Raw genomic sequence first — 15608 nt, 5'->3', positions numbered from 1 at the left:
TTTGCAATAAAGACTTTCATCTATGATGCCGTCTCAGCCCTAGCTCTGTGCGCTGCCGTTGCCTGCTATTGTGCAGGGCGTGCAGGTGCTACGCAGCTAAAGCTCTCAATAGCTTGGCATTTTCCCATAAAAAAGCCCGCTTGTGCGGGCTTTGTGCTTTGCCATCCACCAACACCCCCCGATGCTGCTGGATGGCACGACCTGGCTTTTAGTGGAACTGCTCTTCTTCGGTCGAACCTGTCAAGGCTTTCACGCTGGAGCTGCCGCCTTGAATCACAGTAGTGACATCATCAAAGTAGCCTGCACCCACCTCTTGCTGGTGAGACACAAAGGTGTAGCCCTTCTCACGTGCGGCGAACTCTGGCTCTTGCACCATTTCCACGTAATGCTTCATGCCTTCGCCGTTGGCGTATGCATGGGCGAACTGGAATGTGTTGTACCAGTTGATATGGATACCGGCCAAGGTGATGAACTGGTACTTGTAGCCCAGTGCCGACAATTCTTCCTGGAAAGCTGCAATGGTTTTGTCGTCCAGGTTTTTCTTCCAGTTGAATGATGGCGAGCAGTTGTAAGACAGCAGCTTGCCTGGGCATTTGGCGTGCACGGCTTGGGCAAATTCACGCGCAAAGCCCAGATCTGGCGTACCAGTTTCGCACCACACCAGATCGGCGTAGGGAGCGTAAGCAACACCACGGCTGATCGCTTGTTCCAAACCGTTTTTGACGCGGTAAAAACCTTCCTGCGTGCGCTCGCCAGTCAAGAATGGCTTGTCATTGGCGTCGTGGTCGCTGGTGATCAGGTTGGCGGCCTCTGCATCGGTGCGGGCCAGCACAATGGTAGGCACGCCCATTACGTCAGCAGCAAAACGTGCAGCCACCAGTTTTTCAATTGCCTCTTGCGTTGGCACCAGCACTTTGCCGCCCATGTGGCCGCATTTTTTCACTGCTGCCAATTGGTCTTCGAAGTGCACGCCAGCAGCACCGGCTGAGATCATGTTCTTCATCAGCTCAAAAGCATTGAGCACGCCACCAAAGCCGGCTTCTGCATCGGCCACGATAGGCAGGAAGTAGTCGATGAATTGTTCATCGCCTGGGTTGATGCCACGGCCCCATTGGATCTCATCGGCACGTTTGAAAGTGTTGTTGATGCGGCGCACCATGGTTGGCACCGAGTCGTAAGCGTACAGCGACTGGTCTGGGTACATGGTCTCGCTGGTGTTGCCATCAGCAGCCACTTGCCAGCCAGACAGATAAACCGCCTCAAGACCTGCTTTGGCTTGTTGCATCGCCTGACCTGCGCTGATCGCACCAAAGGCGTTCACATAGCCTTTTTTAGCGCCACCATTGATCTTTGCCCACAATTTCTCAGCGCCTTGACGTGCCAAGGTGTGCTCAATGTGCTGGCTGCCGCGCAGACGAACAACATCGGCTGCCGAGTAAGCGCGTTTCACGCCTTTCCAGCGTGGATTTTCTGCCCAGTCTTTTTCGAGAGCTGCGATTTGCTGTTCACGGTTGAGTTGCTTGGTCATCGGGTACTCCTGTTTAAAAAACGTTTGCGATGGAGTAACTTTAACGTCTCAAGCAAGCAAAATTACTTCTTATGTCTTATATATGACTTAAATTAATTCATTTAATTTCAATGTCTTATATATTAAATTTCACAATAAGGCATTAATTTCCTCAAAGTGAGATCAATATTGCACCGCAACATCATCACATTCCATTGAATGAAAGTGAATTCATAATGTGAAATAACATGAATCAAAACGTGCCCGCTCAGCCACCAATCGAACTTCCATAGGCTGTACTACCGCGGCGACGAAAACGATTGCGCCCAAGTGCCAATCAATAAAGACCCTCAAGCGCAGACGAAGGCCTGCAGAGTTTGCAAACATACACAGTATTACTGCACGATAATGTCAGCTGAACTGCTGTTCATCGCCTTTCTATACCGCGCTCCAGTCCTGACAGACAGCCTGTTCAGCACCCGAACGTTGTCCAGGAATGTGCTGCATCAATCCACTTTGCTGAGCGATGCGTGCTTTCTCACACGATACCAAGGCCCATGAGCCAAGCAGGCATATGCGCGTATCCCGCGCACATCTTTTGACCGCTTTCGTTCATCCACGCGCAGTGACCACCAAATCCCATCCCTCCGCCATCACGGGCATCCTATTGACTTGCCTGGCCGTGGTATTTTTCGGATTGTTAGACAGCAGCGTACGCTACGTAGCGGCCGTAGTGCCCGTGTTGATGGCCTTGTGGATACGCTATCTGGTGCACACCACTTTGACCATGGGGATGCTGTACAAGAAAACCGGCCAATGGCTGCCACGCAGCAATAACTGGCCCTGGCAAATTGTGCGTGCGTGTTGTTTTGTGATGAGCAACGCCTTTGCCTTTCTCAGCCTGCGCTACATCATGATCGCTGAGTTCACAGCCATTGCCCTGATTGCACCGGTGGTTGTGTCGGTCTTGGCCATGCTGGTGCTGCACGAGAAACTCTCGATTGCACGCTGGCTTTTATTGGCGTTGGCACTGTCCGGTGCACTGGTGATCGTGCGCCCAGGCAATGTGGGCTTAGGCTGGTATATCTTGTTTCCTCTGATGCAAGTGGTCTCGAACGTCATTTATTTGTTGGTGACCGCCCACGTCGCCCAATACGACGAACCCTTAACCACACATTTGTATACAGGCGTGCTGGGGTTGGTGCTGGCCTCCTGTGTGCTGCCGTTCTTTTGGCAAACACCTGATTTCCACTGGGCCATTTGGGCGACGATGATCGCTGGCGGCATTTGCGGAACCGTTGGGCACTTGCTGCTGATCCATGCGTACCGCTTTGCCAAAAGTACGGTGCTGATGCCCTACCTCTATGTGCAAGTTGCTATCGCAACCTTGCTGGGCTGGTTGCTGTTTGACAATATCCCCGACGAAATATCATTCTTTGGCATTGCGATGATTGTCTGCAGCGGCGTGGGTGGAGCGATCTTGACGCTGCGCCCAACCAAGCCGCGAGCCAGCTAATCCATCAATAAACGATGGGCGCAACAAACGGTCTGCGCCCTCCATTCACCGCACCCTCAATGCTCTTGCGCCACTTCCACGCGGTGGCCATTCACCCCCAATTTGGCCAGCAAGCGTGCATCGGAGTCGGCCTCTGGATTGCCCGTGACCAGCAGCTTGTCACCATAAAAGATCGAATTGGCGCCGGCCAAAAAGCACAGCGCCTGCACTGCTTCACCCAATTGCTGGCGGCCAGCCGAGAGCCGCACACGCGCCTTGGGCATTGTGATTCGGGCCACCGCAATGATGCGCACGAAATCCAGCGGATCAACCGGGTCGGAATCTGCCAACGGCGTGCCTGGCACTGGCACGAGACTATTGATAGGCACAGATTCTGGGTACGGTTGCAAATTGGCCAACTGCGCAATTAGTCCAGCACGGTGCACCGGCGCCTCGCCCATGCCCACAATGCCGCCGCAGCACACGCTGATGCCAGCAGCGCGCACAGCCTCCAATGTGTCCAGACGGTCTTGGTAGCTGCGGGTATCGACCACTTGGTCATAGTATTCAGGCGCGCTATCGAGGTTGTGGTTGTAATAGTCCAGGCCCGCATCGCGCAAGGCAGTCGCCTGGTGCGGGCTGAGCATTCCCAGCGTCGCACAGGTTTGCATACCCAGGTCTTTGACGGCAACTACCAGTTTGGCGATTTTCTCAATATCCCTGTCCTTGGGCGCACGCCAGGCTGCCCCCATGCAAAAGCGTGTGGCCCCTGCGTCTTTCGCCGCTTGGGCTGCAGCAGTGACCTCCTCCACATCCAGCAACTTTTGCGCTTTCACCCCCGTGTCGTACTCAGCGGACTGCGGGCAATAACCACAGTTTTCTGGACAACCGCCCGTTTTGACCGACAGCAATGTCGCCAATTCGATATCGCCGTTGGGCCAATGTGCACGGTGCACGGTTTGGGCTTGGAACAGCAGATCCATGAAAGGCAAATCCAGCAATGCCTGGACTTTGTCGACCGTCCATGGCAAAGATTCGGTGGATTGACTCGATGCCACAGGACGGTGCAAAAAAATGGGCTGCTCGGCCGTTAATCCCGTCACTGAGGGTACGGATGGGTAGCGGCTTGCATCGTGGTCATGTGTTTGTTGATTGGTCGACATAGCGCTCCTATAAACAGGACTGTCTATCTATGGCTAGATAAACTCATTCAAAGAGCCATTGTTAACGCCATAGCAACGCTTGCATAGAGATTGATAGAACATCAAAGTCTGCATTTTTGCCCGAACCTTATCTGTGCATTAGCAGCAGTTATCAACCAATCGAGACATAATAAATAAAATTGCTCTTTGTCCACACATCGTTGGCAGTATTGCCGTTGTGCGCGGTTCAGATGCCATCTGCATGCATGCACAGGGGCACATAGTGGCGATCCAAGAGGTGCGGCTTGTGCATCTTGTTTGCAGCCACACGACATCTTGGAGTCAATCGCTACTGCACCATTGGCGTGGTCAAACTATGGTTGCGTTAAAGCTGAAAGTGCCTAAGAGCCTGTTGAAGCTTGGGCGCGGCATCTGCCGATCTACTGCGCAACTCTTTTTCGGCCGTGTCGCCTGCTATGGCAACTGCACCTAGCAGGCTGCTGAAACACCTCCTCCAGCCGTACCTCAATGACTGAGACAACAGCGCCTGTTACCCTCTTTGCACCCCTGTGCCAGCCATGCGCGAGATGGTCGATCGTTCCTTGGTTAACAGGCAGCTTTGCTTGTCCGCGTGTACGAGGCGTGGCTACATCCGGCAAGTGTTGGCAGGGGCCTGCAGCGCTTGGATCAATTGTTCATGCTGTGCATGGCCGCGTACAACTTCACGCCCATGCGAGGCCTGCAGGCACGGGCGCGCCCGCAGCACGGTTAAGCGCAGGAAATAAGGAGCGCAGGTATCAAATGCAAGAGACCCCCGGAAGGCGAAAACATCAACCGAGGGCCAGGAAAATGCAGTTGGCTCCGGGCGGTTCTTCAGCAGACTGGTGAGGCTGCCTTTCAGCAGTTTTTATCGATTCACTCACTCATTCGCAACCAGAAATATTGCATCTGAAACCATCCTTTCTTGTGGATCAGAAAATGGGCCAGTAGGCTGATCATTCAACACCATGATGGAGGAGCCGCCCCCATCTAAATTCATGGCGTGATCGACACCCAGTGCTTTCATCAAGTTGCTCATCTCCGTAATCGTAGCACCTTCAGATACACCTGGATTTCGGCCATAAACAACAGCCATATACAAAATATTTTCTGCCGTCAATCCTATGGCAGTGCGTGGGTGCCGCCGTAAAACCCAATTCCCATAAAATGCTTCCCTGTTTTCAATGCCGACAGGCAATGTAGCATTTTCATCTGTATTTTGATCGTCAGACTCTGTTTTTCGTGGAAAAGGATTCCAACCCTGCCTGGCTCTTAATCCATCCGCCAACTTCCCATCCAATATGAGAGTGGGCCCACCACTCACCATGCTAATACCAGGCTTCAATTGAAATTCTTTGCCATCGACATAAACACGCTGCACCAGCTCCATTGTTTCCTGTTGATTAAAATCAAAAAATTTATTACCTGAGAATTGAATATAGGTATGGCCTTCTTTAATTTCTGTACCAGATGATTTAGAAAAATCGACCAAACTACCTTCCGGGGATAAAATCAGCTCACTCACATCTCCCACTGGCGTGAAAGCTCCGTAATTACGATCAAAAGCAATCACTTCATTGCTATTAGTGCATAAAAAATCATGCGCAGGCTCCATCAGCGGACGCCCTTCATAACCGCCACAATTCAAAAGAAGCCCCGGCTTTCTATTGAGCCCATTCAATTGAATGTATTGATTGCCTTGCTTTAAAAACAATTCGGTTCTCACAGAGCGACCAAATATAATATTTGTTTTATCACCACTATTATCCACAATTAGCACAGGACGATCATTGCTCGCCTCTCTGAGCAGTACGCCATTTTCAACATAAATTCCTGCTGGCGCCCCATAATCACCAACCTCATCATTAAAAACAAAATAGCCGCCGTTGATGCCCGCAACGGATTTTTCCCGAACTGACATGGCACTGACTGTCTCTGCTCCTTGCATGGTTTTTTGGGCCAATGAATTAACAATTCTTCCATCGAATTGATTCAAATCAATTTTAAGCAGGCTTATTTTAAATGGACCAGTTGTTTCAAGCCCCTCCTGGGCACTGTAAACCACATTAAAAATCAAACCATTTTCTTGCAATTTCCTGGAAAGATCTTCAGCATCTTGCCTATTTCGCACACTTCTTATTCTTAAAATATCTCCAATCTGATTGCCTTGAGGGGCCCTCTCAGCAGCAGACTCCAAAGAATAATCTATCGCCAATCTTTTTAGCAAGGCCATGTATTGACCGACAGCTGCAGAATCAAGAACGCCACTGGATAAAATATAAGAATCCCCCCCGAACTCACCTCTTAGAATATCGTAGAACTCAACCCCTTCAACCACATCTCTTTTAACAACATCTTGCTTTAAGTCAGGCACTCCAATAGACAAATCCGGCACTTGCCAAGAGGATGCCACCTCGTCCGAAGACCCGCATCCTGCAATAGATAAAAATATTGCCACGACCACCAAAAACCGATACGACATAAATACCTCACACCCATTAAATAAATTAAAAATCAAATACAATCATCAATAATTAATATTAGAAAAATCACCTCTCTTTTAGTTAAATAAAATGCGAAGAACAGCTATTCAATTAAATAAGCATGCCAAACATGCAAGCATGTAAAAAAACGCTAAACTGGATACAATCGCTCGTCAAAACTTGGCCGTTTTTAGTTATGAGCACATAGAGATGTTTGTTGCTAAAAAACGCCTAAAAAGCCCCACGTGATTGCGCAGCAAAGTTATCCACCCCTCCATGTAAATAGAGAAGGATGCCCTTTGGCAAGCAAGGGCACTGCCTGAGGGGTGCACCGTGCCATGGCATTCATACCGGCTGTGAAGCAACACAATTGCCACACATCGCGATGCGCAGTCAGCACATGTGTTGGTGGCTCGTTGTATAGCCTTCTCTTAGCGCTTGTACTGTCTAGGCTAACTGTGCTTTTTCGCGCGCACGGCGTTCTTCGCCCATTGATGTGGTCTACATACAAGTGTTGGGCAGACCATCCCCGCAGGGGCTTCGCCGCCGCTATTGCGCCTGATCCAAGTTGCAGCAACGTGACAAACGTATGCCAAATAAATGAACGCTGCGATCTGGTAATCACTCGGACAAGGTTTAACGAATCAGCGAAAGGCCCAAATGCTGCGTCGTCTACATCTTGTAGTGGGCTGACATGGACTGCCCATGCAGCGCCTGTGCAGAGAAAGATCAAGCAAAGATCGTTCGACCAAGCTTTGTAAAACGCTTTCATGCGGTCTGCGTGGGGGCCTATATGGTCCACTTCGCAAGACTTGCCCGTCCATAGCGATGGTTACGGCCTTCAAAAGACGCCTAAGAGCCCGATACCGCACACATCACAAAGGGTGAGGGTTTTTGTGGCCTTTGCTTAAATCTCGCCCAGCAGCCAACTGGAAAACACGGCGAAATATTCCCGCAACCAGGCGTTGTAGCGGATATATAAAGGCGTAGCCGCACCAACGGCTTGAACGTTCTGCCAGCCTTGGCGCAGTGCAATGCGAGTGGCGCGCCAGACGTGAAAATCACTGGTCACCAACACGATCGGGTCCTCCAATGAGATACCACGGGATGCCAACAAGGGCTCTGTCAGCTTGAAGTTCAAGTCCGTGCTGGTGCTGGCTTCTTCTTGGATGATCTGATCGGCTGGCAAACCGCGCTGGCGCAAGTACGCACCCATCACATGGCCTTCGCTGAGCACCTCACCAAAGTCGACGCCGCCACTAACAGCCACTACGGCTTGCGGAAAACGTTGTGCGACCAAATAAGCCGTATCCAGACGGGCCCGTGTGGTGGGAGATGGCTGGGCATTGGGCGTCGATGAGCCCAATACAATGATCGCAGCGACCGGCCCCTGCACCGACTCGGGCAACTCGCTCGCTGTGAGCAACGTAGCAACGAAGGCGAACAAGCCAATCAGCCAGGCCAGCACAGCGAGCCATACCCCACACCAAAGCAGCCGACGCCAGCGCTGTGCATACACCCAGCCTAGCAAAGGCTTGCGCAAACACAGACCTAGCCACAATAACAGCCCCACAGCCAGTGGAAAACTGACTCCAAAACTGGTGTGGCCACGGCCTAGCAACAAAGACAAAGGCTGCAGCACCAAAATGGTCGCCAACAAGGCCAGCAGCTTGGCACCAAATGGCCAGCGGCCGACCGCCTGGGCGACATGCACCAGCATTACGGTGCAGTAGTCGGCAATGGCGCTAATATCGGCAGGCCTGCCTGATCGAGCTCAAGATAGGGGTTGTAAGCCACTTCCCACAGATGCCCATCGAGATCGCTGAAGTAGCCAGAATAGCCGCCCCAGAACACTTTTTGACCGGGCTTGCGCAGCTGTGCACCGGCCGCAACGGCTTGCGCTAGCACGCTGTCGACCTCTGCTTCGCTGCCCACATTGTGGGCCAGGCTGATGCCTGTGAATGTCTCTGCAGCATCGCTGGCTGCAGCTTGTGGGTACTGTGCGTCTTCTGCCAATGCCTGGCGCCCGTAGAGCGACAACACCACGCCACCGGCTTGCATGAACGTGACATTGCCGTTGCTGCCGCTGGCAGCGGCAAACCCCATGCGCTGATAAAACCCAGTCGCAGCGGCAATATTGGCCACGCCTAAGGTCACGATGGTGATCCGTGCTTGCATTGGAAACCTTTGTTTGTCCTAGGTAACGACCGTGGGTCTAGGGCGACCGGTTCTCACTCAGCGGCAACCACAGCTGCCGCTGCCACAGCCACCGGACTTGGCAGGCGCTGGCGCAGCAGAGGCATCGCGTGACGCACCGGCAACGGCCATGCGAATCTCATATTCATTCCAGTATTTGCTTTGGTCTTTGCCAAGCTCATACAAATACGCCCAGGTAAAAATGCCGCTGCGGTGTCCATCGCTGAACTCTGGCTGAATCGCGTAATTACCAACCTGCTCTACGCCAACAATGTCGACGCCTCGCTTGCCCACTTGCAGCACTTCCTGCCCTGGGCCATGGCCTTGCACCTCAGCTGAGGGTGAATAGACGCGCAGCAGTTCAAACGGGAGGTGAAACACTTCACCGCTTGAGAAACCAATTTCCAAGGCTTTGGAGGTGCCGTGTACAACGATGTTCGTCGGTGTGGGGGTGGATGAATTCAGGCCAGCCATAGGAATACTCTCTTCTAAACAAGGGGCAAGCACTGCGACGCAAGAATATGCATCAGTGTTGCGGTTGCGAGGCGGCAGCAGCTTCAGCCAGTGGCGTCAGCTGTGCCAGCATCTGCTCTTCCAGCGCAGTGCGCAGGCTGCGCACATGCGCTACTTTATCTTGCGGCAATTGTTCTGGGGCGGTATGGGGCTGGGCCCACACGGGCGCAGGGAAATAACCATCCCAGTCAAAGCGTGCAATCACATGCCAATGCAGGTGCGGCACATGGTTGCCCAAACTGGCAATATTGATTTTGCGCGGCGCAAGCACATCGCGCATCGCCTGCTCGACAACCGCCACTGCCTGCATGCACAGCCAGCGCTGTGCTTCGGGCAAATCAGACCATTCGGGCACATGGGCATTCCAAATGATGCGGTAGAACGCCTCCAGCCCTGGCTCTGTGGCGTGAATGAGGCGAAACTGAGGGCAGGAAAAAACCAGCCGCCCACCCGGCTCCTGGCATAAAACACAGTCAGCTGACATCGTCTTCTTTCAGAAATACAAGCGCGCGGCAGGGCCACTCCACGTTTTATTTGGTGCCAAAAATGCGGTCGCCCGCATCACCCAGCCCAGGCAGGATATAGCCCTGGTCATCGAGCTGGCGGTCTACAGCAGCCGTATAGATGTGTACATCAGGGTGCTCTTTTTGCAGCAGTTTCACACCCTCAGGCGCAGCCAGCAGACACATGAATTTGATCGAACGTGGTCCCAGAGCCTTGATGCGGTTGACCGCCGCAACAATGGAGTTGCCGGTTGCCAGCATCGGATCGACCATGATGACATCACGCTCGGCCACTTCCGAGGGCATTTTGAAGTAGTACTCGACCGCTTGCAATGTGGCTGGATCGCGGTAGAGGCCAATATGGCCGACACGCGCGCCAGGCACTACATTGAGCACACCATCCAAAATACCGCCGCCGGCACGCAAAATAGACACCAACACCAGTTTTTTGCCATCAATCATTGGCGCCTGCATGGTTTCCATTGGCGTTTCAATCTCGACCATGTGCACAGGCATATCGCGCGTGACTTCATATGCCATCAAGGTGCTGACTTCGTTGAGCAAGCGCCTGAAACTATTGGTGCTGGCCGTTTTGGTGCGCATCAAAGTGAGTTTGTGTTGAACCAATGGGTGGTCCACGATGTGCAAAGTATCGCGAGTAATCGTCATGAGCGAGAGTTGTTGTAGAAAATAAGCTGGCGCAGTCATTGCGCTGGCAGCACCATACCCAGCATGAAGGCATGGCGCACGGGCGAGATTTTACGAAACCTATAACAATCTTTTGCATAAGTGCTGAAATAACCAGTCAGCACATGTTGATCTTGGTCTGGGCGTTTAGCACGCTTAGAGCCTGTACATCATCTGCGCGCAGATGATGTACAGGCTCTAAGGCAACACAAAGTCTTTTAATTCGGGCTGCACCGTGCGCGGTGCTTCATCGAGCAGCTCCAGTACCGAGGCCTCGACGGTGAAGGCAATTGCCGACAGCGCCAAATCATTCGCCTCGGTCCCGAACGGGTCCTCCAATTGCGCGCCCAGCGCCTCCAGTGCAAAAAACGTATAGGCAATGATGCAGACAATCACCGGCGTCATATAGCCGATCGCATCCTGCAAGCCAAATGGCAGCCAAAAGCAATACAGATAAATGCTGCGGTGAATAATGACCGAATAGGTGAACGGGATGGGCGTGCTGGCAATGCGCTCGCAGCCACCTAAAGACATGCCCAAATGGGCCAACGATTGCTCTAAAGCCGGCACGGTGGGGGCCTGCAAATTGCCACTGCGCAAATTCTCGCCAATCCATTGATTGGTCAATACCAAGGCTTTGCTGGCTGGATACCGAGCTGTGCGCACTTGTTGGACTTCTTCAGCGCTGAGGAAATGCTGCAAATCCGCTTGCGGGTCCGAGCCGCGTAACTGGTGCTTGACGGCATGCGCAAAAGCGCACAAGCGGTAAGCCAGTGTTTTCGCCGCCTGCGGGTCATTGCCCAAACTGATGGCCTGCGCTGTCAGATTGCGAGAGCCGACCAAAATCGTGCCCAACAAAGTCCGCGCTTCCCAGTAGCGGGCATACGCCGTGCTATTGCGAAAGCCCAAGAAAATCGCCAGCGTAATACCGATCAAAGAAAACGGCACAAAGTTCAGCGACACCTTCCACGACAGAATGGCGCCATGCAGCATGGTGATGACAACCGCAAATGCCGTGGTGGCAATCAGCTGCGGCATGATGATGGGCAGCACCGAGCCGCGCCAAACAAACAGCATCCGCAGCCAGTGGAGCTTAGGCCTGACAATCATGGTTCTTTTTGTATCATGTAACGCAGCGCCGATTATGCGCCTGCCATCCGCGCACTTTCAGCAGAACAGGCATTTGATGCATGAAAATAACCTCCATGCCAGCCAACAATTCAATACGCATTTACCCGATGCCGGTATTTTGTGCTGCAAATCCTGCGCTTGAACGCCACAGGAGCAGTGCTGTAAAAAAACCGCTTTAAAAGCGGTTTTTTTACAGAAGCTGATTGCCGGTCTTAATCGCCCAGCAGCGTCACATCGCGCACAGCGCCCTTGTCCGCCGAAGTCACCAGCATCGCGTAAGCCTTCAATGCCGTTGTCACTTTGCGCGGACGCGGTGCAGCTGGCTTCCAGCCTTTGGCATTTTGTGCTTCACGGCGCTGAGCCAATTCCTCATCCGAGACCAGCACATTGATGCTACGCGCAGGGATATCGATGCGGATCAAATCCCCGTCCTGCACCAAACCAATCGCCCCGCCGCCAGCGGCTTCTGGCGATGCATGGCCAATCGACAGACCCGAGGTACCGCCAGAGAAACGGCCATCGGTCAGCAACGCGCATTGTTTGCCCAGGCCTTTGGATTTCAAGTAGCTGGTCGGATACAGCATCTCTTGCATGCCTGGGCCGCCTTTGGGGCCTTCGTAGCGGATCACCACCACTTCACCAGCTTGAACTTCGTCGGCCAAAATGCCGCTGACTGCAGCGTCCTGGCTTTCGTACACACGGGCTGGGCCTTCAAAAATCCAGATGCTTTCATCCACACCGGCGCTTTTGACCACGCAGCCGTCCAATGCGATATTGCCGGTCAGCACGGCCAAACCGCCCTCTTTGGAGAAAGCATGTTCGTACGAGCGGATACAGCCTTCGGCACGGTCCAGATCCAGGCTAGGCCAGCGGGTGTTTTGGCTGAATGCGGTCTGGGTTGGAATGCCAGCTGGGCCAGCCAGATAGAAATGCTTGACGGCTTCATCGCTGGTGCGCAGCACATCCCATTGCTGCAGCGCATCGCCCAGGGTTTTCGCATGGATGGTCGGCACATCGGTATGCAATTTGCCAGCGCGCTCCAACTCGCCCAGGATCGCCATGATGCCGCCTGCGCGGTGCACGTCTTCAATATGGTACTTGGGCGTGTTAGGTGCCACTTTGCACAGCTGGGGCACGATGCGCGACAGGCGGTCGATATCAGCCATCGTGAAGTCGATCTCGGCTTCACGCGCAATCGCCAGCAAGTGCAAGATGGTGTTCGTAGAGCCACCCATTGCAATATCCAGCGTCATCGCGTTCTCAAACGCTTTGAAGCCCACCGAGCGGGGCAGCACATTCTCGTTGTCTTGCTCGTAGTATTCGCGTGCCAGCTCAACAATGCGGTGGCCAGCACGTTTGAACAATTGCTCACGGTCAGCGTGTGTCGCCACCACGGTGCCGTTGCCTGGCAAGGACAAGCCCAGCGCTTCGGTCAGGCAGTTCATCGAGTTGGCCGTGAACATGCCCGAGCAAGAGCCGCAAGTTGGGCAGGCCGAGCGTTCGACTTCGGCCACTTGCTCGTCGGTGTAGTTGCTGTCCGCCGCAATCACCATCGCATCGACCAGGTCGAGCTTTTTGAACTCAATGACTTTGGTGCCTGGATTGGCCAGCTTGGTTTTGCCAGCTTCCATCGGGCCGCCAGACACAAAGATCACCGGGATATTCAGGCGCATCGCCGCCATCAACATGCCGGGGGTGATTTTGTCGCAGTTGGAGATACACACCATCGCGTCGGCGCAATGGGCGTTGACCATGTACTCGACCGAGTCGGCAATGATGTCGCGGCTAGGCAGCGAATACAGCATGCCGTCATGGCCCATCGCAATGCCATCATCAACCGCAATTGTGTTGAACTCCTTGGCCACACCGCCGGCCGCTTCAATTTCACGGGCCACCAGCTGGCCCAGATCTTTCAGGTGTACGTGGCCGGGCACGAATTGGGTGAATGAGTTGACGACCGCGACAATCGGCTTGGAAAAATCATCATCCTTCATGCCTGTGGCGCGCCACAGGGCACGCGCGCCCGCCATATTGCGGCCGCCGGTAGAGGTTTTGGAACGGTAAACTGGCATCGTGGTTGCTCAAACAAAGGCAAAAAAAATCGCAATAAATGCACGAAAATGGGAGGGTTAGGGGATGTTTTCCCTCTCTGGCCCGAACAACAACCTCTTGAGTTCATCGAAGGGCAATAGGGCATTATCGCGCATTACCACGACCTTCGCCTAGCGCGCAATCCCCATCCCAAGGCTTCTCCTGCTATGAATCGCTGCAGCCATCGTTTTGCCAGTGGGCAGCCAGCGTCCTTGGCGATCTCAAAGCGACGCCGGGTGCCTGGCCGCAGCTTCAATCGGCCGCATTGCGCACGATTTCGCGCAGCATAGGCAAGGCATCCAGGCCCCAGAGCATCTGGCCCTCAACCACAAAAGCGGGCACGCCAAACACAGTGCGCGCCACCGCTTCTTCGGTCAATAGGCGCAGTTGCTGCTTATTGGCCTCGCTGTCCAGCGCAAACACACCTCCTGCACGGTCTATCTGCAGCTGCAATTGTTGCTGCAACTCTTGCAAACGCGCTGCATCAAGCGGGTCGCCACCCGACTGCCAGACATGCTTGAAAATGGTCTCTGCAGTAAAGCGGTTGATGCTGCCATCGTGGCTGCAAGCCAGCGCCAGTCGGCTCAAACCAATGCTGTTAAAAGGATGGGGCTGCGGCCATGCAAACGCGCTGTCACCCTGTTGTTTGGCCAGCCAGCTGGTATGCCTGCGAATCCAGTCATGCTTGCTGGGATTGCCTGCAGGGGAACTGATGCCTTGCTCCTTGAAAATGGCACCCAACACCACCGGCTTGTAAGCCACGTGGTAAGAGCTGTCTTGCAGAACCTGGGGCAAGGCTTGGAATGCCAAATAGGCATAGGGAGAAACAAAGTCCAGATAAAAGTCGATGGTCTGCATGTCTTAAGTCCTTTGTATTTTTACTTAGTGCTGCTGCAACATCTGCAGGCGCTGCAGCACATCGCGCCAAATGGCTTGCTGGCGGCTGCTGACTGCGCCGCCCCACTCCATGATTTCTGGCAAAGTGCGCAGGCAGCCTTGGCACAGAGGCTCGATTGGCTCAGCCATCACTTGGCCCATTGTGCAAACATTGATGCATGGCGAAGGCAAACGGCTGCCTGCTGCAGCGGACTCTGCAGCAATGGGTTGCAGCAAGCCCTTACGCTGCACCGCATCGGCCAAACGCAGCAAGGCACGTGCTGGCACCACAGAAGTCGGCATAGGCGCTTGCGCGCCCGGCTCGCTCACAAGCCGATCGGGTGCTGTGTCGTGGGGTATCGGCATGGGCACTTGCTTTACTTGGACTATTGCGCGCTTGACAGCTGCGCTCAGTCACAAATCACATCAGCCCAAGGCGCACCAGTGGCAGCCTCCAAACTTTCGGGCGTCAGCTCGACCAATGCACGGGCATCACCGCCTGCAGCCCAAATGCTGGCAAAGCGCTGCAAGCTGGCATCCAACAATGCCATCGGTGGCTCCAGGTGCCCAACCGGCGCCACCCCACCAATCACGAAACCGGTACGACTCTTGACAAACTGCGCATTGGCTTTACCGATCGTCCCCAACAACGCCGTGACCTTGGCCTCATCCACCCGCCTGTCACCTGCGGTGATCACCAGCACAGGCGCGGCGTCAGCGACGCGCTGAAACACCACGCTCTTGGCAATTTGCCCCAACTGCACGCCCAGCGCATCGGCAGCTTCCTGCGCAGTACGCGCCTGAATCTCCAACATGAAAGGAACCGGTGCGGGCTCCAGTATTTGCAAAGCCTGGGCCACACGCTGCACAGCAGGAGGGAATAGCTCGGTATTTTGCGCTGTACTGGTCAGTGCTCTGTCGCTGGCTTGTGTCATTCGATCACCA

14 protein-coding genes are annotated in these 15608 nt (G+C 53.9%); 1 reads left to right on the top strand and 13 read right to left on the bottom strand.

Annotation, left to right across the window (positions count from 1 at the left end):
- Nucleotides 1-208: 208 nt before the first annotated feature.
- Complete coding sequence (gene aceA, locus E8K88_RS10330; protein ID WP_136406589.1) at nucleotides 209-1528, bottom strand: isocitrate lyase; 1320 nt, start codon at nucleotides 1526-1528, stop codon at nucleotides 209-211.
- A gap of 553 nt (nucleotides 1529-2081) precedes the next feature.
- On the opposite strand from aceA, the gene E8K88_RS10325 reads away from it, so the two are divergent.
- Entirely contained in the window at nucleotides 2082-3023 is a 942-nt protein-coding gene (locus E8K88_RS10325; protein ID WP_168797304.1) for a DMT family transporter, read from the top strand.
- A gap of 56 nt (nucleotides 3024-3079) precedes the next feature.
- On the opposite strand, the gene bioB is transcribed toward E8K88_RS10325, so the two are convergent.
- The 12 genes from bioB to E8K88_RS10265 all read right to left on the bottom strand — a co-directional run bounded on the left by bioB (nucleotide 3080) and on the right by E8K88_RS10265 (nucleotide 15598).
- A complete protein-coding gene (bioB, locus tag E8K88_RS10320; protein ID WP_136406587.1) occupies nucleotides 3080-4165 on the bottom strand; it encodes a biotin synthase BioB in 1086 nt (361 codons plus the stop codon).
- 898 nt (nucleotides 4166-5063) lie between these two features.
- Entirely contained in the window at nucleotides 5064-6665 is a 1602-nt protein-coding gene (locus tag E8K88_RS10315; protein ID WP_136406586.1) for a phosphodiester glycosidase family protein, read from the bottom strand.
- A gap of 908 nt (nucleotides 6666-7573) precedes the next feature.
- Nucleotides 7574-8386, bottom strand: a complete 813-nt coding sequence (locus tag E8K88_RS10310) for a YdcF family protein (RefSeq protein ID WP_136406585.1) — start codon at nucleotides 8384-8386, stop codon at nucleotides 7574-7576.
- On the bottom strand, nucleotides 8386-8844 hold the full coding sequence (locus tag E8K88_RS10305; protein WP_136406584.1) for a VOC family protein: 459 nt from the start codon (nucleotides 8842-8844) through the stop codon (nucleotides 8386-8388). The genes E8K88_RS10310 and E8K88_RS10305 overlap by 1 nt, the downstream gene beginning before the upstream one ends.
- A 57-nt stretch (nucleotides 8845-8901) precedes the next feature.
- A complete protein-coding gene (locus tag E8K88_RS10300) occupies nucleotides 8902-9336 on the bottom strand; it encodes a gamma-butyrobetaine hydroxylase family protein (RefSeq protein WP_136406583.1) in 435 nt (144 codons plus the stop codon).
- Between the two features lie 52 nt (nucleotides 9337-9388).
- Nucleotides 9389-9859, bottom strand: a complete 471-nt coding sequence (locus E8K88_RS10295) for an HIT family protein (protein ID WP_136406582.1) — start codon at nucleotides 9857-9859, stop codon at nucleotides 9389-9391.
- A gap of 46 nt (nucleotides 9860-9905) precedes the next feature.
- A complete protein-coding gene (gene upp / locus E8K88_RS10290; protein WP_136406581.1) occupies nucleotides 9906-10547 on the bottom strand; it encodes a uracil phosphoribosyltransferase in 642 nt (213 codons plus the stop codon).
- A 216-nt stretch (nucleotides 10548-10763) separates the two neighbouring features.
- Nucleotides 10764-11675, bottom strand: a complete 912-nt coding sequence (locus tag E8K88_RS10285) for a bestrophin family protein (RefSeq protein ID WP_136406580.1) — start codon at nucleotides 11673-11675, stop codon at nucleotides 10764-10766.
- A gap of 233 nt (nucleotides 11676-11908) precedes the next feature.
- On the bottom strand, nucleotides 11909-13768 hold the full coding sequence (gene ilvD / locus E8K88_RS10280) for a dihydroxy-acid dehydratase (protein ID WP_136406579.1): 1860 nt from the start codon (nucleotides 13766-13768) through the stop codon (nucleotides 11909-11911).
- Between the two features lie 271 nt (nucleotides 13769-14039).
- Nucleotides 14040-14645 carry a 2-hydroxychromene-2-carboxylate isomerase gene (locus E8K88_RS10275; RefSeq protein ID WP_136406578.1) on the bottom strand — a complete coding sequence of 202 codons (606 nt, stop codon included), beginning with the start codon at nucleotides 14643-14645 and terminating at the stop codon, nucleotides 14040-14042.
- Between the two features lie 24 nt (nucleotides 14646-14669).
- A complete protein-coding gene (locus tag E8K88_RS10270) occupies nucleotides 14670-15029 on the bottom strand; it encodes a DUF1289 domain-containing protein (protein ID WP_240754454.1) in 360 nt (119 codons plus the stop codon).
- A 44-nt stretch (nucleotides 15030-15073) separates the two neighbouring features.
- The gene (locus E8K88_RS10265) at nucleotides 15074-15598 is read right to left on the bottom strand and encodes a YbaK/EbsC family protein (protein WP_136406577.1); all 525 of its coding nucleotides are present in this window, start codon (nucleotides 15596-15598) and stop codon (nucleotides 15074-15076) included.
- Nucleotides 15599-15608 lie beyond the last annotated feature (10 nt).

The sequence above is a fragment of the Lampropedia aestuarii genome, assembly GCF_004803635.1.
Lineage (GTDB): Bacteria > Pseudomonadota > Gammaproteobacteria > Burkholderiales > Burkholderiaceae_C > Lampropedia > Lampropedia aestuarii.
This window is presented reverse-complemented; position numbering and strand designations above follow the sequence as displayed.